The sequence below is a fragment of the Collinsella sp. CLA-ER-H5 genome (assembly GCF_040092375.1).
Taxonomy (GTDB): Bacteria; Actinomycetota; Coriobacteriia; order Coriobacteriales; family Coriobacteriaceae; genus Collinsella.
Genome location: NZ_JBBNLR010000003.1, coordinates 75,106 through 95,019, shown reverse-complemented (window position 1 = coordinate 95,019; position 19,914 = coordinate 75,106). Strand labels below are relative to the sequence as shown.

General features: G+C 59.5%; 17 protein-coding genes and 5 tRNA genes. 20 read left to right on the top strand and 2 right to left on the bottom strand.

The window, feature by feature from the left end; genetic code table 11:
- Positions 1 to 69 precede the first annotated feature (69 nt).
- From AAAX31_RS02180 to proC, 9 genes are all read left to right on the top strand, one after another.
- Entirely contained in the window at positions 70 to 1,131 is a 1,062-nt protein-coding gene (locus tag AAAX31_RS02180) for a cellulase family glycosylhydrolase (protein ID WP_349076045.1), read from the top strand.
- A 6-nt stretch (positions 1,132 to 1,137) separates the two neighbouring features.
- Positions 1,138 to 2,016, top strand: a complete 879-nt coding sequence (gene rsmI, locus AAAX31_RS02175) for a 16S rRNA (cytidine(1402)-2'-O)-methyltransferase (RefSeq protein ID WP_117876694.1) — start codon at positions 1,138 to 1,140, stop codon at positions 2,014 to 2,016.
- Positions 2,017 to 2,085: 69 nt separating this feature from the next.
- A complete protein-coding gene (gene metG / locus AAAX31_RS02170) occupies positions 2,086 to 3,687 on the top strand; it encodes a methionine--tRNA ligase (protein WP_117876696.1) in 1,602 nt (533 codons plus the stop codon).
- A gap of 110 nt (positions 3,688 to 3,797) precedes the next feature.
- Positions 3,798 to 4,658 carry a 16S rRNA (adenine(1518)-N(6)/adenine(1519)-N(6))-dimethyltransferase RsmA gene (rsmA, locus tag AAAX31_RS02165; protein ID WP_349076044.1) on the top strand — a complete coding sequence of 287 codons (861 nt, stop codon included), beginning with the start codon at positions 3,798 to 3,800 and terminating at the stop codon, positions 4,656 to 4,658.
- Entirely contained in the window at positions 4,648 to 5,565 is a 918-nt protein-coding gene (locus tag AAAX31_RS02160) for a TatD family hydrolase (protein WP_349076042.1), read from the top strand. Before rsmA ends, AAAX31_RS02160 begins: the two co-directional genes overlap by 11 nt.
- A gap of 43 nt (positions 5,566 to 5,608) precedes the next feature.
- Positions 5,609 to 5,695: transfer RNA gene (locus AAAX31_RS02155), tRNA-Leu, on the top strand.
- Between the two features lie 288 nt (positions 5,696 to 5,983).
- Complete coding sequence (locus tag AAAX31_RS02150) at positions 5,984 to 6,922, top strand: SPFH domain-containing protein (RefSeq protein WP_349076041.1); 939 nt, start codon at positions 5,984 to 5,986, stop codon at positions 6,920 to 6,922.
- Between the two features lie 6 nt (positions 6,923 to 6,928).
- A complete protein-coding gene (gene rlmH / locus AAAX31_RS02145; protein ID WP_099432630.1) occupies positions 6,929 to 7,399 on the top strand; it encodes a 23S rRNA (pseudouridine(1915)-N(3))-methyltransferase RlmH in 471 nt (156 codons plus the stop codon).
- A gap of 73 nt (positions 7,400 to 7,472) precedes the next feature.
- Positions 7,473 to 8,243, top strand: coding sequence for a pyrroline-5-carboxylate reductase (gene proC, locus AAAX31_RS02140; protein WP_349076040.1), 771 nt, complete (start codon positions 7,473 to 7,475; stop codon positions 8,241 to 8,243).
- Between the two features lie 158 nt (positions 8,244 to 8,401).
- Here proC and AAAX31_RS02135 read toward each other — a convergent pair whose 3' ends face one another.
- Positions 8,402 to 8,575 carry a DUF6724 family protein gene (locus AAAX31_RS02135; protein WP_168170424.1) on the bottom strand — a complete coding sequence of 58 codons (174 nt, stop codon included), beginning with the start codon at positions 8,573 to 8,575 and terminating at the stop codon, positions 8,402 to 8,404.
- Between the two features lie 111 nt (positions 8,576 to 8,686).
- Between AAAX31_RS02135 and serS the strand changes: the two genes are divergently transcribed.
- The 7 genes from serS (at position 8,687) to AAAX31_RS02100 (ending at position 14,512) form a co-directional block, all read left to right on the top strand.
- A complete protein-coding gene (serS, locus tag AAAX31_RS02130; RefSeq protein ID WP_349076038.1) occupies positions 8,687 to 9,970 on the top strand; it encodes a serine--tRNA ligase in 1,284 nt (427 codons plus the stop codon).
- A 173-nt stretch (positions 9,971 to 10,143) separates the two neighbouring features.
- On the top strand, positions 10,144 to 10,521 hold the full coding sequence (locus tag AAAX31_RS02125; RefSeq protein WP_117645937.1) for a hypothetical protein: 378 nt from the start codon (positions 10,144 to 10,146) through the stop codon (positions 10,519 to 10,521).
- 77 nt (positions 10,522 to 10,598) lie between these two features.
- Positions 10,599 to 10,675: transfer RNA gene (locus tag AAAX31_RS02120), tRNA-Arg, on the top strand.
- Between the two features lie 355 nt (positions 10,676 to 11,030).
- A tRNA-Arg gene (locus AAAX31_RS02115) sits at positions 11,031 to 11,107 on the top strand.
- Positions 11,108 to 11,455: 348 nt separating this feature from the next.
- Positions 11,456 to 11,532: transfer RNA gene (locus AAAX31_RS02110), tRNA-Arg, on the top strand.
- 353 nt (positions 11,533 to 11,885) lie between these two features.
- Positions 11,886 to 14,327, top strand: a complete 2,442-nt coding sequence (locus AAAX31_RS02105) for a hypothetical protein (RefSeq protein WP_349076036.1) — start codon at positions 11,886 to 11,888, stop codon at positions 14,325 to 14,327.
- A gap of 94 nt (positions 14,328 to 14,421) precedes the next feature.
- Positions 14,422 to 14,512 (top strand) — tRNA-Ser (locus tag AAAX31_RS02100).
- Between the two features lie 131 nt (positions 14,513 to 14,643).
- On the opposite strand, the gene AAAX31_RS02095 is transcribed toward AAAX31_RS02100, so the two are convergent.
- Positions 14,644 to 15,984, bottom strand: a complete 1,341-nt coding sequence (locus tag AAAX31_RS02095) for a D-alanyl-D-alanine carboxypeptidase family protein (protein ID WP_349076035.1) — start codon at positions 15,982 to 15,984, stop codon at positions 14,644 to 14,646.
- A gap of 197 nt (positions 15,985 to 16,181) precedes the next feature.
- On the opposite strand from AAAX31_RS02095, the gene AAAX31_RS02090 reads away from it, so the two are divergent.
- The 4 genes from AAAX31_RS02090 to AAAX31_RS02075 all read left to right on the top strand — a co-directional run bounded on the left by AAAX31_RS02090 (position 16,182) and on the right by AAAX31_RS02075 (position 19,913).
- Positions 16,182 to 16,877: a response regulator transcription factor gene (locus tag AAAX31_RS02090; RefSeq protein WP_117628978.1), complete on the top strand. Its 696-nt coding sequence runs from the start codon at positions 16,182 to 16,184 to the stop codon at positions 16,875 to 16,877.
- 25 nt (positions 16,878 to 16,902) lie between these two features.
- Positions 16,903 to 18,141 carry an ATP-binding protein gene (locus AAAX31_RS02085; protein WP_349076034.1) on the top strand — a complete coding sequence of 413 codons (1,239 nt, stop codon included), beginning with the start codon at positions 16,903 to 16,905 and terminating at the stop codon, positions 18,139 to 18,141.
- Positions 18,142 to 18,244: 103 nt separating this feature from the next.
- Positions 18,245 to 19,120 carry a phosphate ABC transporter ATP-binding protein PstB gene (gene pstB, locus AAAX31_RS02080; RefSeq protein ID WP_199409619.1) on the top strand — a complete coding sequence of 292 codons (876 nt, stop codon included), beginning with the start codon at positions 18,245 to 18,247 and terminating at the stop codon, positions 19,118 to 19,120.
- Positions 19,121 to 19,184: 64 nt separating this feature from the next.
- Positions 19,185 to 19,913 (top strand): response regulator transcription factor, encoded by a 729-nt coding sequence (locus AAAX31_RS02075; RefSeq protein WP_089572665.1) that lies wholly within the window; start codon positions 19,185 to 19,187, stop codon positions 19,911 to 19,913.
- Position 19,914 lies beyond the last annotated feature (1 nt).

Here is a 19,914-nt window from a genome sequence, read left to right as displayed (position 1 = left end):
CTCAAATCGATAGATATGTCATGCAAGAGCGATGCGGGCTTAGCCCGTATGATTCAAAAGGGGGCAGTGATGGAGAGGATACTCGGCGTTAATCTCTCTGGCTGGTTTATTCCCGAGCCTTGGGTGACCCCGTCGCTATACGCGGCGACCGGTGCATCCAACGCGGCCGAGCTGCAGGAGGCCATGGGCACCGCCGCCTATAACGAGCGCATGCGCCGTCATTACGAGACGTTTGTGAGCGAGGACGATTTCCGCCGCATGGCGCAGATTGGCCTCAATGCCGTGCGTCTGCCGGTACCCTGGTATGCCTTTGGCTCGCAGGAGTCCGATGCGTCCTACATCTCGGTTGTCGACTACATCGACCGTGCAATTGAGTGGGCTGCCAAGTACGACATCCGCGTGCTGCTTGACCTGGCAACTGTGCCCGGTGGCCAGGGCGATTCCAACGATTCGCCCGCCACGCCGGAGGCTGTTGCCGAGTGGCATTCGTCCACCAACGGTCGTCATGTCGCACTCGACGTGCTCGAGCGCCTGGCCGATCGCTACGGCGAGGCCGAGAGCCTGCTGGGCATTGAGCTGCTGGATACGCCGCAGATGAGTGTCCGCAAGAGCCTCTTTGCCATGACGGATGGCATTCCGGCCCACTACCTGCGCAATTTCTATCGCGATGCCTATGAGCTCGTCCGTTCGTATATGCCCGAGGATAAGATCGTCGTCTTTTCGTCTTCGGGACATCCCAGCGAGTGGAAGCATTTTATGCGCGGCGCTAAGTACAAGAACGTCTACATGGACCTTCACCTGTACCATTACCGCGACGAGTATGCGCTCGATATCACGAGCCCCCGCGGGCTGACGACGGCGATTTCGCGTAACAAGCGCGAGCTTAAAGAAGCGATTTCGACTGGGTTCCCCGTGCTGGTGGGCGAATGGTCGGGCGCGGCGATCTTTGCCAACTCGTCGGTTACGCCCGAGGGCCGCAATGCCTACGAGCGCGTGTTTATCGCCAACCAACTGGCTTCGTTTGCACCGGCTGCCGGTTGGTTCTTCCAAACGTGGAAGACCGAGAAGCGCATTGCAGCATGGGACGCCCGCGCGGCGCTCGGTACGCTCGAGCGTGGCATGATTGAATAGGTTGATATGACGCAAAACAGCGCCCATACGGGCAAACTCTATGTGGTCGGCACGCCCATCGGCAACCTGGGCGACCTGTCCCCGCGCGTTGGCGAGGCGTTTGCCGCCGCCGATGCCATCTGCTGCGAAGACACGCGTGTGACGTCAAAGCTGCTGATGCACCTGGGCATTTCCAAGCCGCTTGTCCGTTGTGACGAGAATGTGATCGCCAGCCGCGCCGCCGGCCTGGTCGACCGTCTGCTGGCGGGGGAGACCCTCGCCTTTGCCTCGGACGCCGGCATGCCGAGTGTGTCCGATCCCGGCCAGGCGCTGGTCGAGGCGGCGCGTGAGGCCGATGTGCCCGTCGAAGTTATTCCTGGGCCCTCTGCTTGCGTCACGGCGCTCGTTTCGTCCGGTATTCCTTGCGAGCATTTTTTCTTCGAGGGCTTTTTGGGCCGAAAGCACGGCGACCGCGTGCGCCGTTTGCAGCGCCTTGCCGTGGTGCCCGGCGCGCTCATCTTCTACGAGTCTCCACATCGCATCGTGGCGACGCTCGAGGCCGTGACGGAGGTCTTTCCCCAGCGCGAGGTTGCTGTCTGCCGCGAGCTTACCAAGCTGCATGAGGAGGTCCTGCGCGGCACCGCCGCCCAGCTTGCCGAGGAGCTGCGTGCTCGTGGCGAGGTAAAGGGCGAGATTGCGCTGGTCATCGCGCCGCCGAGCGAGGATGAGGAGGCCGGTATCGTGCCGGTTGGCGCCGCGGCAGCGGATCCCGACGAGGCCCTGTGCGAGGATATTCGCGCCGCGCTCGAGGAGGGGGAGCCCGCGTCTGCGGTGGCCAAGCGCCTGTCTCAGAAGTATTCGCGCCGTAAGCGCGATGTCTATGCCATGGTGCTCGATATGCAATAGATGGAGGATATCCAGCCCTTGCGCTAGAATCATCCCCTGTATGCAACGTTTTTCTGGAGGACAAACCCCATGGATCAAAGCAAGCCTTCGTTCTTTATCACGACGCCCATCTACTACGTCAACGCCGATCCGCACCTGGGTACGGCTTATTCCACCATCATCGCCGATGTTCAGGCTCGTTATCGCCGCTCTGCCGGCTACAACGTCAAGTTCCTGACCGGCATGGACGAGCATGGCGAGAAGGTCGCCGAGGCCGCAGCCAAGCACAACATGACGCCGCAGGAGTGGACCGACAGCCAAGCCCCGCACTTCAAGGAGCTGTGGAGCAAGCTCGAGATCTCCAACGACGACTTCATTCGCACCACCGAGCCGCGCCAGCATCATGCCGTGCAGTACCTGTGGGAGCGCATGAAGGAGTCCGGCTACCTGTATAAGGGCAGCTACGACGGTTGGTATTGCGTGCCTGACGAGACCTACTTCACCGATACGCAGGTCCAGAAGGGTGACGAGGAGTACGGCAGCGTCGGTCAGCACCTGTGCCCCGATTGTCACCGTCCGCTTGAGCGCGTGCAGGAGGAGTCTTATTTCTTTAAGCTTTCCGCCTTCCAGGACAAGCTGCTCAAGCTCTATGACGAGCACCCCGACTTTGTCGAGCCTGCGTTCCGCATGAACGAGGTGCGCAGCTTTGTCGAGGGCGGCCTCAACGATCTTTCCGTGAGCCGCACGAGCTTTGACTGGGGCATTCAGGTTCCGTTTGACGAGGGCCACGTGACCTACGTGTGGTTCGACGCCCTGCTCAACTATATGACGGCTGTCGGCTACGGCGTCGACACCGACGAGGCCCGTGCCGAGCTGGCCTATCGCTGGCCCGCGCAGTTCCACATCGTGGGTAAGGACATCATCCGCTTCCACTGCGTCATTTGGCCCGCCATGCTCATGGCCATCGGCGAGGCCCTGCCCGAGCATGTTTTTGCCCACGGCTTCCTGACCGTGCGCAACGCTGAGACCGGCAAGGCCGAGAAGATGTCCAAGAGCCGCGGCAACGCCATCGCTCCGCAGGACGTCATCGACATGCTGGGTGTCGAGGGCTATCGCTATTACTTCATGACCGACGTGGTGCCCGGCACCGACGGCGCCATCAGCTTCGATCGCATGGAGCAGGTCTACAACGCCGACCTGGCCAACAGCTGGGGCAACCTTATCTCGCGTTCGCTCAACATGAGCGGCAAGTACTTTGACGGCTGCGCGCCCGCCAAGCCCGCATTGTTCGATGCGTTCGACAATCCGCTGGCAAAGATTGCCGATGGCCTGGTCGAGCGCTATATGGCCAAGATGGACGTGCTCGATTACGGTGGAGCCAAGGACGAGGTCATGGAGCTCATCCACGCCGCCAACCATTACATCGAGGACTCCGAGCCCTGGGCGCTTGCCAAGGACGAGGCTAAGGCTGATGAGCTCGCGTTTGTGATCTACAACCTGCTCGAGGCCATCCGCATTGCCGCTCACCTGCTGATGCCGCTCATGCCCCAGACTTCTGCCGAGGCCCTGCGCCGTCTGTCCTGCGAGGACGAGGCCGCAAGCGACGACCTCAAGGGCATTTGCGCTTGGGGCCTGCTTGCCGGTGGTCAGCCCGTCGAGAAGGGCGATCCGCTGTTCCCGCGTCTGGCGTAGAGACCGCGCGGGCGCCATATCGGCAATTTGCTGTTTAGATGTAAGGGCATGGCCGCCACGGTCCATGCCCTTTTGTTTCAAGACGCCGCCATCATGCTAAGGAGGCAACCATGACAACTTCGCCTTTGGCAAACCCCACGGCCACCAGGGAGCTGCTAGAGGAGTTTGGCCTTGCGACCAAGCATCGCCTGGGCCAGAACTTTCTAATCGACAATCATGTGATCGAGCGTATCTGCGAGCTTGCCGAGCTTGCAGGTGACGAGCGCGTACTCGAGGTGGGTCCGGGTTGCGGTACGTTGACACTTGCGTTGCTGCAGGAGGCGGCGTGCGTTACGTCCATTGAGGCCGATCCTGAGCTCGAACCGGTGCTCGACGCCCACGCCGCTGACTATGCCAACTTCCGCTTTATTATGGGCGACGCGCTCAAGGTGGGCCCGGAGCAGATTGAGCAGGCCGCCGGCGGCGAGCCCACGGTATTTGTCGCGAACTTGCCCTATAACGTGGCGGCGACAATCATCCTGCAGTTCTTCCAGACGATGCCCGCGCTCAAGCGCGCCGTCGTCATGGTGCAAAAGGAGGTTGCCGATCGCATTGCCGCAGTGCCGGGCAACAAGACCTATGGCGGCTATACGGCAAAGCTCGGCCTGTATGCGCAGGTGACGGGTCGCTTTGAGGTGCCGCCGCGTTGCTTTATGCCGGCACCGCACGTGGACTCGGCCGTCGTGCGTATCGACCGTGTTGACGGCGTGGTGCCCGAAGGGCTCGATCGCGACTTTGTGGCTCGCGTGATTGATGCTGCATTTGCCCAGCGTCGCAAGACCATCCGCAATTCCATGAGCGCCAACGGCTTTGCCAAGGACGTGCTCGATGCCGCCTTTGAGGCTTGCGGTATCGCACCCACCACGCGCGCCGAGACGCTTGATGTTGCCGACTTTGTCCGTCTGGCCCAGGAGCTAATCCATGATGCCTAATGCCGAACGTGTGACGTTTGCCAAGAAAAAGAAGACGGTTGCTTGTCCCGTGCCCTTGGCACCGCTTGCTGACACGCATGCGCATCTGCTTTCGTTCTGGGGCAAGGAGGTGCCCGAGACGCTCCTGCGCGCCAAGGCCGCGGGCGTCGAGCTATTGGTGACGATGCTCGACCCCATCGCCGACAAGCGCAGTGTGACGGACTATAGCGACTGGCTGACGCGCGAGATTCTGCCGATGCAGGGTATCCCGCAGATCAAGTATCTTGCCGGCGTGCATCCGTATGGCGCGCCGGACTATACCGACAACGTTCATGCACAGGTCGTTGCCGCACTCGATGACCCCTTATGCGCCGGTATTGGCGAAATCGGCCTGGACTACCACATGGACTATGACGACGACATTGCGCCGGCACCCCATAACGTGCAGATTGATTGCATGGCACGTCAGCTCGAAGTTGCCGTGCGCCGCAATGTGCCGGTGGAGTTGCACCTGCGGCACGAGGACTCGGATGGGGAGCGCACCTCGCATATGGATGCGTACAACGTGCTTCGTGAGGTGGGCGTGCCCCAGGCCGGTTGTGTGCTGCACTGTTTTGGCGAGGACCGCGCCACGATGGAGCGCTTTGTGGAGCTGGGCTGCTATATCGCCTATGGTGGTGCGGCCACCTTTAAGCGCAACGACGACGTGCGCGAGGCATTTGCGGCGACCCCGCTCGACCGCATTTTGTTCGAGACGGATTGCCCGTATATGGCTCCGGAGCCCATCCGCGGTCTTGAATGCGAGCCCGCAATGATCTCCATTACGGCAAACGCGCTGGTTAACGACCGTGTCGATCGTGCTGGTGAGGACGCCGAAACAATCGCGCAAGCCGCTTGGGAAAATGCCTGCAAACTTTTTCAAAAATAGTTCTTGCGTTCGCGATGGCGCTCCGTTATTCTAATTCCTGCACGCGGGCGTGGCGGAATTGGCAGACGCGTACGGTTCAGGTCCGTATGGGGGCAACCCCATGAAGGTTCAAGTCCTTTCGCCCGCACCATTGATTGAAAGAGCTCCCAGCAATGGGAGCTTTTTTGTTATGGGCCCACCGCAGGGACTTGAACCTGCGAAGGAGCAAGCGTAAAGAAAACGCGGAGCGTTTTTAGCGAGCTGGCGAGTCCGCCGGCAGGCGGCCGAAGCCGGTGCGGATCCGCGAAGCGGATACGCGGACGTCCTTTCGCCCGCACCATTGATTGAAAGAGCTCCCAGCAATGGGAGCTTTTTTGTTATGCACGATCTCCTTGGACGGGTATCCTAGTACCAACGTGTGCCTATCAGAGGAGAGACCATGCTGTTTTCCGGTATCATCGCCGCCCTTACCAGCCTTTTGATTCCCATCATCATCCTGTTGCTGCTGCTCCCCAACGCCTGTTATGTCGTTGAACAGCAGCACGCCGTAATCATCGAGCGCTTGGGTAAGTTCAACCGTATCGTCAACGCGGGCTTCCACATGAAGGTACCCGTGATCGACCGCAAGGCCGCCACGGTGAGTCTGCGCACCATGAAAAACGGTTTTGGCATCGACGTTAAGACCCAGGACAACGTGACTATCGGCCTTGAGGTCTCTGCTCAGTACCACGTGAGCTATGACATGGGCGCCGGCCCGGCAGATTCGGGTATCTACAAGAGCTACTACATGCTGCAGGAGCCCGTCGACCAGATGCGTGACTTCATCACCGACGCCCTGCGCTCTTCGATTCCCGTCTACACACTCGATGAGGTCTTTGCCAAGAAGGATGACATCGCCAAGGACGTTAATGCCACCGTGTCCGAGCAGATGGCTGCCTACGGCTTTACCCTCGTGTCGACACTCATCACCAAGATCGCGCTGCCGACCGAGGTCGAGAACTCCATGAACGACATCAATGCCGCCCAGCGAAAGCGCGCTGCCGCGCAGGAGCTCGCCGAGGCCGACCGCATCAAGCGCGTCACCGAGGCGACCGCCGAGGCCGAGGCGATGGAAAAGGCGGGCGAGGGCATCGCCAACCAGCGCAAGGCCATCGCGCTGGGTATCAAAGATTCGCTCGAGATTATCCAGGAGACGGGTGTCGGCAACGACGAGGCCAACCAGCTGTTCATGTTTACGCAGTGGACCGAGATGATGACGGAGTTTGCTCGCACGGGTAAAACCTCGACGGTCGTGCTGCCGAGCGATTTCTCGCAGTCGGCCTCGATGTTCGAGCAGATGCTGACCGCCGGCAAGGTTCAGAACGAGTCGAAGGAGTAGACACGCGTGAAATACACCGTCGTTTGCGTCGGTAAGCTCAAGGAGCGCTTTTGGAAGGACGCGTGCGCTGAGTACACCAAGCGCCTAGGTGCCTATGCCAAGGTTGATATCCGCGAGGTGGCCGATATCGACCCGGCCAAGGCGGGCGGCGTGGATGCCGCGCGCGACAAGGAGGGGGCGGCGATTCTTGCTGCCTTGCCGTCTCGAGCGCATGTGATCCTGCTGGCTATTGAGGGCAAGGAGCGCTCGAGCGAGGAGTTTTCGGCGCGGCTCGATGATCTTATGCTGCGTGGCAACAGCGACATCGCCTTTGTGATTGGCGGATCGGACGGCGTGAGCGATGACGTGCGCGCACGAGCCGACGAGATGCTCAGCTTTGGACGTATTACCTTGCCGCATAACTTGGCGCGCGTGGTGCTGCTGGAGCAAATCTATCGCGCCTGCAAGATCAGCCGAGGCGAGCCGTATCACAAATAGGTCGGCAATACGAAACAATGGCGTGGGACAATAGCTTTCGTTTTGAAGAGCGTGTCTGAGAGGACTATGAGATATGAAGATTGGGTTTGTCGGTTTTGGCAATATGGCGAGCGCTATGGCTGATGGCTGGATCGCTGCCGGTGTAGCTGCGAGCGACATGTGCGCCTGCGCGGGTCGCTACGACGCACTGGTTGAGCGCTGCGAGGCGCGCGGCATGGTCGCCTGCCACGATGCCGCCGAGGTTGTCGCCACATCCGATATCGTGGTCGCTGCGGTCAAACCGTACATGATCGAGAAGGTATTCGCCCCGCTCAAGGATGTTCTTGCCAAAAAGGTCGTTCTGTCGGTTGCCTGGACCTGGGACAGTGCCAAGTGGGAGCAGGTCCTGCCGGGCGTCGCGCATATCTCGACGGTGCCCAACACGCCGGTTTCGGTGGGCGAGGGCGTCATCGCTTGCGAGAAGGCTTCCACGCTTAGTGATGAGCAGAGCGCGGTGGTGCTTGATCTGCTTGGCAAGCTCGGTGCGGTGGTCGAGCTCGATACGAGCCTGCTGTTCGTGGGCGGCACGGTGGGTGGTTGCGCTCCGGCATTTGTCGCTATGGCAATCGAGGCCCTGGGCGATGCGGCGGTCAAGCACGGTATCCCGCGTGCCGATGCCTATCGCATTGTGAGCCAGATGGTGCTAGGTACGGCAAAGCTGCAGCTTTCAACTGGCCAGCATCCTGCGGCGATGAAGGATGCCGTATGCTCGCCCGGTGGTGCCACCATCAAGGGCGTCGTTGCGCTCGAGGACGCCGGCATGCGCAGCGCCCTGGTCAAGGCAATCGACGCAACCCTCCAGTAAAACCGACCAAAAAAGGGACAGGTTTATGTTGGCAGGTTTTTCCTGCGGTTTTGTCCCTTTAGCGAAAAGTGCCCCGCAACTGGCTCAATTCCAGTTGCGGGGCACTTGCGTTTGCCCAGATAAAACCGACCAAAATAAACCTGTCCCTTTTTGGCAGGTTAGTCCCAGAAGCTGTCTTCTTCGTCCTCGGACTTGGGGCCGCGGTCGACATACATCTTATGGGTGCGCTTCTCCATTACAAAGGCAATAATCGCAAACAGCAGGATGCCGCCGGCGAAAAGGATGGCAAAACCGGTGCGGGTGCCAAACAAAAAGGAAAAAACTGCGTCCATTGGGTGCCTTCTTGCGTAGTTGAGTTGGGTCGTAAACGCTCATAAGTATATACTTGCCCATACATGTACAAGGTTGCAACCTAAATGGAATGTATATCGCCGGAGGATCTAATGCTTGATATCAAGTTTGTTCGCGAGAACCCCGATGCCATCGATGTCGCCATGGCTAACCGCCAGACGTCTTGGGATCGCGAGAAGTTCTTTGAGCTCGACGACGAGCGTCGTGCCGTCATCACCGAGGTTGAGGAACTTCAAGCCATGCGCAATGCCGAGTCCAAGAAGATCGGCGCCCTGATGAAGGAGGGCAAGAAGGACGAGGCCGAGGCCGCCAAGGAGGCCGTGCGCGCCGTCAACGAGAAGATTGACGGTCTGGCCGAGCGCCGCACCGCCCTCGAGCAGGAGCAGTACGACTTCATGGCTCACCTGCCCAACATTCCTTGCGAGGCCACGCCGTACGGCAAGGACGAGGACGAGAACATCGAGCGCCGTCGTTGGGGCACCCCGCGCGAGTTCGACTTCGACTTTAAGCCGCACTGGGATCTGGGCACCGACCTCGACATCCTTGACTTCGAGCGCGGCAACAAGCTCTCCGGCAGCCGCTTCACCGTTCTCGGTGGCGCCGGCGCCCGTCTTGAGCGCGCCCTCATCAACTTCTTCCTCGATACGCACACCAGCCGTGGTTTTAAGGAGTGGTGGCCGCCCATCGTCGTCAAGCGTCAGACCATGTTCGGCACGGGCCAGCTGCCCAAGTTCGAGGACGACGCCTATCACGTCTCGGGCGACAACTTCCTGATCCCCACCGCCGAGGTCGTGCTCACCAACCTGCACGCCGGTGAGGTCCTCGACGCCGACACCCTGCCGCGCCGCTACACCGCCTTCACCCCCTGCTTCCGCGAGGAGGCCGGTTCCGCCGGTCGCGATACCCGTGGCATCATCCGTCAGCACGAGTTCGACAAGGTCGAGATGGTCAAGTTCGCTAAGCCGGAGGAGTCCGACGAGGAGCTCGAGAGCATGACCGCCGAGGCCGAGTACCTGCTGCAGCAGCTGGGCCTTCCGTATCGCGTGATTAGCCTGTGCACCGGCGACTTGGGCTTCTCTGCCCGTCAGACCTACGACATCGAGGTCTGGCTGCCGAGCTACAACGCCTACAAGGAGATCAGCTCCTGCTCCAACTGCGGTGACTTCCAGGCTCGCCGCGCCAACATCAAGTATCGCGACCCCGAGAACTTCAAGGGTTCGCGCTACCTGCACACCCTCAACGGTTCCGGCCTGCCGGCTGGCCGTACCATGGCTGCCATTCTGGAGAACTACCAGAACGCCGACGGCACCATCACGATCCCCGAGGTCCTGCGTCCCTACATGGGCGGCCTCGAGAAGATCGAGCCGGTCGCGTAACTTGGCTGCATAGGCGATATGCAAGGGCGCTCCTTCGGGGGCGCCCTATTTCGTGCGCAGGTCCATACCATGCTGTGCGGACAGCTCAATAGAAAACACACGAACAACTGTTCTGTATGCAGCCATCTACCTGCTATGCTTTTGCTAAATAAGAGCGAGAGAAAGGGGACGCGATGGAGCTGTTTGATGATCGGGTGGTTTTGTTTGAGAGCGACGAGGGCGGGGAGTACCTGCTTGTGACGTGTGAGCCGTCTGGCATGGGTGGCCTGGTGGTTCGACAGACGAGCGAGGGGCCGTTGACGCAATGGTGCTACGAGGAGTCGCCTCATGTGGTTGAGACGTTTGTGGCGCACGAGGGGCTTGTGGCCCTAGAGCATTTCTATGGGGTCCAGACATCTAATCAGGTTGCTCGCATGTTGAGCATCTCGTTTGCCGATTATGATTGTGCCCAGCGGGTGAGATCGCTCCTGAGGGAACTTGATGCTAAGTTTGACGTGATCGAAAAGCCAATCGATCGTACGGGGAATGGCGGTATATGCGGAGCAGCATGACAAGACTGCGTTCCACAAAAAAGTTTGAAATTGTGCTTGACTCCAATAAGCTAAAGTGGTTTTATATGTCTTGCGCTGCGGCGTTACCTCAGCTGGATAGAGGGTCTGACTACGAATCAGAACGTCATAGGTTCGAATCCTATACGCCGCACCAATTGAAATTGAAAGCCTCCGGCAACGGGGGCTTTTCTTTTATGGCAACACCGCATGGATTCGAACCTCGGTCGAGGCGCGGGCGTCAAGAAAACGCGGAGCGTTTTTAGCCCGCGGGCGAGTCCGCCGGCAGGCGGGCGAAGCCGGTGCGGATCCGCGAAGCGGATGCGCGGAATCCTATACGCCGCACCAATTGAAATTGAAAGCCTCCGGCAACGGGGGCTTTTCTTTTATGCCGCCACCGCATGGATTCGAACCTCGGTCGAGGCGCGAGCGTCTTAATCATCACTTCGTAAAATTTTTCCAAATTGTCGCTTGACCCATCGAGGGGTCACGTGCATAATAATCCGTGCGTTGCGGCGTTACCTCAGCTGGATAGAGGGTCTGACTACGAATCAGAACGTCATAGGTTCGAATCCTATACGCCGCACCAATTGAGTTTTTAGCCTCCGGAAACGGGGGCTTTTCCTTTACGGGGGCATTGCGGAGATTCGAACCTCGTTCGAGGCGCGAGCGTCAAGAAAACGCGGAGCGTTTTTAGCGAGCGGGCGAGTCCGCCGGCAGGCGGGCGAAGCCGGTGCGGATCCGCGCAGCGGATGCGCGGAATCCTATACGCCGCACCAATTGACTTTAAAGCTCCCGGCGACGGGGGCTTTTCTTATATCGCGATGCGTCGAAGATCGCGCCAAGCCCTCCAAATGATTAAAAATCAAATTCGATAACTTTTTTTGAAAAAATGCTTGACCATTATTCAGTCCCTGTGCATAATAATCAACAAGTCGCGGCGTTACCTCAGCTGGATAGAGGGTCTGACTACGAATCAGAACGTCATAGGTTCGAATCCTATACGCCGCACCATTTGAGATTAAAGCTCCCGGCAACGGGGGCTTTTCTTTTACGTAAACACCGCATTGATTCGAACCTCGGTCGAGGCGCGGGCGTAAAGAAAACGCGGAGCGTTTTTAGCCCACGGGCGAGCACGCCGGCAGGCGGGCGAAGCCGGTGCGGATCCGCGCAGCGGATGCGCGGAATCCTATACGCCGCACCATTTGAGATTAAAGCTCCCGGCAACGGGGGCTTTTCTTTTGCGTCAGCTTGAGTGCTTTCGTCCAAAGGGACGATTTCCTGTCGACTCGTGTAAGATTCCGAGTAGATGTCGCGACTTATTCGCGACCACTCCTTCTTCAAGCGACCGATCAGGGTGATATTTCGTGGCAGAGCGTCCGACATACAAGCTCAGGTTTCTCGATCCCAAGAAGCGCTTTCCGGCGATGCCCGAGCAGCCTGCGGGACGCTCATATGGCGTAGTCTGGAAACTCTTTGGCGAGGATCAGCATGAATCTTGTTATGTCGTCGAATTTGTTGGCAAAAGTCATGTGTCGCTTTTGGGCTACGTAAGCGTTTCGGGTGAGGTGTACAAGGTGGACCGCCCCGTCAGCGAGGCTCCGCTGCCCAACGATCCCGACATGGAACTGGTCCTTGACGAGTCGGACTCCGGTATTGGTGAGATTGTGGTTCGGGGAGCCAACGGCACGATGCGCGCGTGCGCGCGAACCGTCGGCTCTCCCGAAGGCCCCATGCGCGAGCAGTCCGACCACGAGACATGGAATTCGACCCGCTCCCTTCCTTACGGCGAGTTCATGGCGTCGATGTTCCTGCGCTACGTGATATTTGCCAACTCCGAAAGCGCTATTGCGAACACGGCGGGCGTCGACGGTCTCGATGCGGACATGCAAAATGTTATCGACAAGATCAAGCTCGTAAAGTTGCCCGAGCCGGTCGAGGTGTTTTTGGGCTTTAACACGGCACCGCTCCCTGATGCTATCGAGACGCTGCTTTACCGCGTTGACCATGCCGAGAATCCGAGCGGTATCGAGCGCTATGCCGCTGCCCTTATGAGTGAAATTGACTTGCCCCGCCTGCGCACCATCGCTGCCAAGTCCGAGATGAGCCTGGCTCGCATTGATCGTTCAAAGCTTTTCTATCTCAATTTTGATCGTAGCCTGCTGGACCAGGACGAGATTGACATGCTGCTTGCCATCGAGTGCCGTCTCAACCGCCTCTCCGGCATCCTTGAGCGCATCGGGGCTGGATTGGTCCCCGCGGCCTCGTCGCCGAGCCTTGAGGGCTGCGCGCTCTTTGATGCGTGGCATATCGCTAAGACGACCAACGATGTTCCTCGACTGCTCGATACGGCCTCGAGCGATAACCCGTGGGGCGAACCGGGTACGGTGGCTTGCCAGCCGGGCGGTGAGTGGGATGTGCGTACCCGCTTCGCGCGTATTGTCGAGGCGCTTAACGTGGTCACGCGGCTCGACTATACCTATCGGGCAAACGTTGCCGAGGGGATTATGCTCGTTCGGTTTGGGCAGTCTGTCGTTGATGCCATGCCGCAACGTGAATACGACGCTCAAGATGACGCCTGGCACGAGCTGGACGAGGACACGCGCACGATCTGGGCCGCGGAGCACGATGCGCGCGTGGCGCTCACGCTTGCGGCAGCGTGTTTTGCCGCGGGCACCTGCATCACGCGCTGCTATGTGCAGATTGCTGCTCCCGACAGTGAGCAGGGCGAGTGCGTTGTCGCAACGTATTTCTTTGGGCGTGCGGCCTATCTGGCCGATTGCGTGCCTGTCGCCAAGGATCTTGAGAGCATGGACATGGACGATATGCCGTGCAAGCGTGTGCTTGAGGCGTATGAGTCAACCGCTCCGGAGACGATTGAGCCGGCGGAGGTTCATGCTCGTCCGCGTGATGACCATCGCATGCTGCCGCCGGCGCTGCGCGATCTGCTGCTTGCCGATACGGCTGACGAGCTGGAGGTCATGGAAGAGGACGACGACCCATACGTGGCCCGTGTTGTTGAATTGCGCGAGCAGGCAAAAGTCGACCGTACAGGTGCTTTTGAAGGCTTTTCCCGTCTTGTCGAGGAGTTGGAGGCCAAGTGCGCCGTCGCCGAGCTTTTGGCGACAGGTCCGGTTCAAACGCAGTTTTGCGATAACCAGCTGGTGCGCATGGTGCTACCGGTGTTGGAAGAAGACCGCTCTGTGCGAATCCTTCGTGCGCCCGATGCGCTGTACTTTGCCCAGCACGAGATCTGCAGCTTTTACGCCGAGCAAGAGGACTTTGAACGAGCACTGCCCGAGGTGCGCCATCTTTACGATCTGGCGCGCTCGTCCATGCAGTCGCACTTTGCGCTCATCAACGTGCTTGCGCGTCTGGAGCGCTTTGACGAGATTATCGAGGTGGCGCGCCACGGCCTACGTATTGCCAGCGATCGTTCTGCAATCGGCTACCTGTTCTATCGCTTGGCGTTTGCCTATTGGAATTGCGATCAGCTCGACCTGGCGCTGGCTTGTTACCGTCTGGTGCCGCGCGGCGAGGAGTCGGGCAGCAGCGCGCTGGAAGAAATGCAGGGCCTTATGAACGAGATGGGTGTCAGCGAGCCTCCGACGTTCGAGGAAGCGGTCGAGACCATCCGCAGGGCTGGACTCGAATTGCCGCCCGTGCCCGCGGTGGCCAACCAGCTTGCGGATGCCGCCGTGCAACTGGTCGATAACGGCTTCTTTTTCCTGGCGCGCGGCTGCATCTTCCAAATGTGGCGCACCATGGGCAACGATGAGCTCGGCTCCCTCAATCGCTCGCTGGGGTAGGGGCGAAAACTGCAAGGAGGAAAGGCCGCTAGGCAATTAGAAAATTTCCTCTTGCCCATCCTTGGCTGTTTGGTTACTATAGAACGGCTGTTACGGAGAGCTGACCGAGAGGCCGAAGGTGCTCGCCTGCTAAGCGAGTATGCCCCAAAAGGGCATCTGGGGTTCGAATCCCCAGCTCTCCGCCAGTATGACTTGAAAGAAGGGTCCCATTTGGGGCCCTTTTTTGTGCGGAGAAAGGAGGCTGGGGATTCGAACCCTCAAAAAAGAAGGCATCCTTTCGGATGCCTTCTTTCGGTGAGCGTATTGTTCTTCGATCCTACACCTTGGGCGCCTTGGCTACGGTCTCGCTCTCTGCCGTGAGTGGCCGGTTGTCGATGCGGCGGCCCAGGCGGTCGAGCTTCACGAGCAGCCACTCGATGGGATTGGGCCCCGAGCCTTCCTCGTCGGCAACCAGGTCCATGACGGCGACCTTGGTCCCGTCCTGCTTGAGCGTAATGCTGCCCACCTTGTCGCCCACATGCACCGTGCCCGAAAGATCGTCGTAGCTAACCTTTTCGGTCACCTCGCCGGCAAGGGAAAACACGGTCGCTTGCGCCGTAGGATCGGCGAGTGTGGCGTCGATCGTCTTATCAGTCCAGTCGGTTTGACCAATGCGCGCCATAAGCGGGTTGCCGTTGGCGGTCTTTTCCTGCGTGTTAGCGATTGCGACCGTCACCTTGTGACCGTAGTACCAATTGGCAAGGGTTGCGGTATCGGTAAAGCGCTGGTCGGTGGTGGTGGAGTTCAAAACGACGGTGTAGATCTCGTCGCCATCGCGGTTGTAGGCACCCGTAAAGCAATAGCCTGCATCGTCGGTAGTGCCGGTCTTGCCACCGATGTTGCCATCTTGGCCCAGCAAATAGTTATGCGTGTCCATGGAATGCGAATGGTCGGTGCCGTCGGCGCCCGTGACCTCGATCCAGGAATCCTCGCTCGCTACGACCTCGCGGATCGTGTCGTTTTTCATGGCCTCCTGCATCATCAGCGCTACGTCGTGTGCGGTTGAGTGCATATCGCCAGCCCACTCATCAAAGTCCAGACCATGCGGGTTTTCAAAAAGCGTACCGGTGCAGCCGAGCTTCTTAGCGCGCTCGTTCATGGCCTTCACAAATGTGGCCTCGGCGTCTTTGGTCTTAGGGTCGATCTTCTTGCCCACATATTCGGCGAGCACGATGGCGGCGTCGTTGCCCGAGGGAATCATCAGGCCGCGCAGTGCCTGCTCCACGGTAAGCTCGTCGCCTTCGAGCAAGCCGGCGGTCGAATTACCCACGGTGGCTGCGGCGTTGCTCACCGTGACCTTCTCGTCCATCTTGCAATTCTCGACGGTTAGGATTGCGGTCATGACCTTGGTGATCGAGGCAATCTTGACCTGCTCATCGGCGCCGCGGGCATAGTAGACGGTGCCGTCTTTGCCCATGACGAGGGCATTGGTCGCATCGATATCGGGCAGGTTTTCGGCCGTGATACCGCGCGCATCGGCGGTTTTGCCGCAAACATTGTCGGTCGTGAGCACTTGGGCGCCGGCGACGGTGGGCACGCCAGCGGCAAGGGCGATAGCGCAGACAAAGCCGGCGGCAAGCTGGGCTGAGCGCTTTGCAAAAGAGATGAGGGACTTCACAGATTTCGCTTTCGACGGGATGGTCTCTTCTGGAACTAGAGTATATCGTTTGCCGGTGTCGGCGATTATCGCGTGCGTGCGTGGCCCACATCCGCGCCCGAACGGGCACAAGGGTGCTTAAGGCCGACTTAATCACCCACGCTTGTTGTGTGTGGCATGCGCCCCCTCGGGCATAATGGAGCGCGAGAGGAGCACGCATGAACGAGCGCATTTTGGTAGTTGATGACGAAAAGGCCATCGCCGACTTGGTTGGTATCTACCTTACAAAAGAAGGCTTTGACGTACAGGTCGCCTATAGCGGGGCCGATGCTGCCAAGGCAATCTTGGAGCAGGAGTTCGATCTGGCGCTGCTGGATGTCATGCTGCCCGATATCGATGGCTTTGAGCTGCTACGTACGATCCGTTCCAGCCATACCTATCCCGTGATCATGCTGACGGCGCGCGATGCCCAGCAAGACAAGATCGAGGGCCTTTCGCTTGGCGCGGACGATTATGTGGTCAAGCCGTTCCGTCCGCTTGAGCTCATCGCACGCGTGCACGCTCAGCTTCGTCGCTACACCAGCTACGGTAGCCGCGCGCAGGCGGCCGAGTCGCCGACCATCCAGCTCGACGGCCTTGAGATCAACCGCGATGCTCGTTCCGTGACAGTGGACGGTTCACCGGTTCGCCTCACGCCCATCGAGTATTCCATCTTGCTGTATCTGGTCGAGCATCGCGGCAGCGTGGTGGCCGTGGAGGACCTGTTCCGCGCGGTGTGGAACGAGGATTTTATGCCCGGCTCCAACAATACGGTGATGGTGCACATTCGCCACCTGCGCGAAAAGATCGGCGACGACGCTCAAAAGCCGCGCTTTATCAAAAACGTCTGGGGCGTCGGCTACATAATCGAATAACGCCTTTGATGGTGGGGAAGTGGATATGACAAAAGACGATAGGCGGGTATTCGAGGTGCCCGATCGACTCTTTGAATACGTAAGGGCGGTCGTTGACAACCGTGCGTTGGCGACGGTACTGCTCTTTATGCTGAGTCTGCTGCTCATCGGCATCGACAATATCGTTGGCATCCTGGCGGTGCTGCTCATTGGCTTTTTGCTGATCGATCGATTCGAAATCGTTCGCCGCTGCGTGGTAATCGGCGGTGCCGCGTGGACCCTTACGCTGGCGATCGGGGCCCTGGCGCTTGGCGGTATTCGCGAGCCCGTGTTCTTTGATGCCGGCTTTGTGTTCAACATGCTTGGCTTTGTGCTGGCACTTGCCGTGTGCGTCCTGTTCTTTTGCGGGCGTGCCCTGTACTACCAGGGTTATGAGCAGGGCGAGCAGCATGCCGACCGCGTGATCGCCGCCCGCATTCAGGACCGTCTGATCGATAACCCCGACACATGGGACAACATTGACGGCGACTTCCTCGAGGTCGAGGGCGCGCTCAACCGGGTGCGCGATTGCGAGCGTAGGGTTCAACAAGCCCTGCGTGACGAATCCCACCGCAAAGATGACCTGGTGACGTACCTGGCGCACGACCTGCGCACGCCGCTCGCCAGCGTGGTGGGCTACCTTTCGCTCTTGCAGGAGGCCCCCGATTTGCCGCTTGAGCAGCGCGCACGTTTTACGGGCGTGGCACTCGACAAGGCCCACCGGCTCGATGCGCTCATCGAGGAGTTCTTCGACATCACGCGCTTTGATTTCCACGATATCGTGCTCACCCGCAGCTACGTCGATTTAGGGCTCTTACTGGCACAGGTGGCCGACGAGTTCTATCCCATTCTCAACGAACAGCATAAAGAAGCCCAGGTTGATATCTGCGAGGATCTGACGGTGCTCGTGGACGGCGACAAGATGGCTCGCGTATTCAACAACATCATGAAAAACGCCGTTGCCTATAGCTATGAGGGCTCGACTATCACGATCGAGGCCGGGCGCCAAGACGATGGCGGCGTGCGCGTACGATTTATAAACCAGGGCGATCCGATCCCTGCGGCAAAGCTCAAGGTGATCTTTGAGAAGTTCTATCGCCTGGATGCGGCGCGTGCAACCAATCGCGGTGGCGCCGGTCTGGGCCTTGCTATTGCCAAGGAGATCATCGCGGCACACGGCGGTACCGTTGCATGTGAATCGACGCCCGAACACACGATATTCACCATCGAGCTGCCCGCCGCATAGCCAGCGTGCGCTTACAAACACTTGACAATGTGCTCACGTGCGTATGAGCCGCGATTCCTACTATCGATACTGCTGAATTGATATCGATATGGAGGTATGCGGTATGACGGCTGCTGCGGCTGTGGAGCCCACGGAGCTTGAAGAACTCATGGAAGCGCAGGCCGAGGCCGCGCATGAGCGCGAGGTTGGGGACGCGACTCGCCCCACGGCAGAGGATCTTGCCGCCTCGCCGACGCGCATCGACGTCGAGGGCCTCGACCTGTTCTATAGCGACCACCATGCGCTCAAGGACGTGAATATCAAGATCCGCGACAAGCAGATCACCTCGTTCATCGGGCCTTCAGGCTGCGGAAAGTCTACGTTGCTGCGCTGCTTTAACCGCATGAACGACGGCATCAAGGATTGCCGCATCGAGGGCAAGATTGCGCTCGATGGTCAAGATATCCTGGGCGATTACGACATCTGCCGTTTGCGCCAGCGCGTGGGCATGGTGTTCCAGCGCCCCAACCCGTTTCCCATGAGCATCTACGACAACGTCGCCTACGGTCCTCGCGGTATGGGTGTGCGCGACCGCGCCGTCCTCGATGAGCTGGTCGAGGACTCCCTTCGTCGCGCTGCGCTATGGGATGAGGTCAAGGACAAGCTCAAGGAGACGGGCCTGGGTCTTTCGGGTGGACAGCAGCAGCGCCTGTGCATCGCCCGCGCACTTGCCGTGCAGCCCGACATTCTGCTGATGGATGAGCCGACCTCGGCACTCGACCCTGTGTCGACGCTCGTGGTGGAGCAGCTTGCCTGCGAGCTCAAGGAGACCTGCACGCTGGTGGTCGTGACGCACAACATGCAGCAGGCCGCGCGTATTTCCGATTCGGTTGCGTTCTTTTTGCTGGGTGAGCTGGTGGAGCACGCGCCCACCGCGCAACTCTTCAAGAATCCGTCCGATCCGCGCACCGCGGATTATTTGACGGGGCGTTTTGGCTGACGCTGTCTTTTACAGGTGCCTTTAGGGTTAAGATGCGGTCATATCGGCCGCAAAGGGGTTCAACATGATCTATTACGTCGAGGACGATGACAACATCAGGGATTTGACAGTCTACGCGCTGCGCAAGCAGGGAATCGAGGCCGAGGGCTTTTCGTGCGATGGCGAGTTTAAAGCTGCCGTGGCGCGACGGGTGCCCGATGCTGTGCTGCTCGATATCATGCTGCCCGACACCGATGGCTTGGCGATTATGCGTCGCCTGCGTGCCGATCGCCTGACGGCGACGGTGCCCATCATGATGCTTACCGCCAAGGACACCGAACTCGACAAGGTGATGGCGCTCGATGGCGGTGCCGACGATTACCTGACTAAGCCGTTTTCGCTCATGGAGCTTGCGAGCCGCTGCCGCGCACTGCTGCGTCGCGGCGGCATGGTCAAGCAGGCGAGCGATGTGCTCAGCGTGGGCGACATCGTGCTTTCGCCCAGCCATCGCGAGGTGACCGTGGCCGGCGAGCCGCTTAAGCTCACCCTGCGCGAGTTCGACCTGCTCGAGTACCTCATGCGCAAGCCCGGCGTGGTCTTTACCCGCGAGTCGTTGCTGCAGAGCGTGTGGGGCTGGGACTTCGACGGCGGTTCGCGCACCGTCGACGTGCACGTGCAGACGCTTCGCCAAAAACTGGGCGAGCATGCCAGCGCCATCGAGACCGTGCGCGGCGTGGGCTACCGCTTGGCCGAGCCTTCTGCCGGTGATGGTGCCGAAGGCGACGACACCGCGGCCACCGCATCTGAGGAGTAAC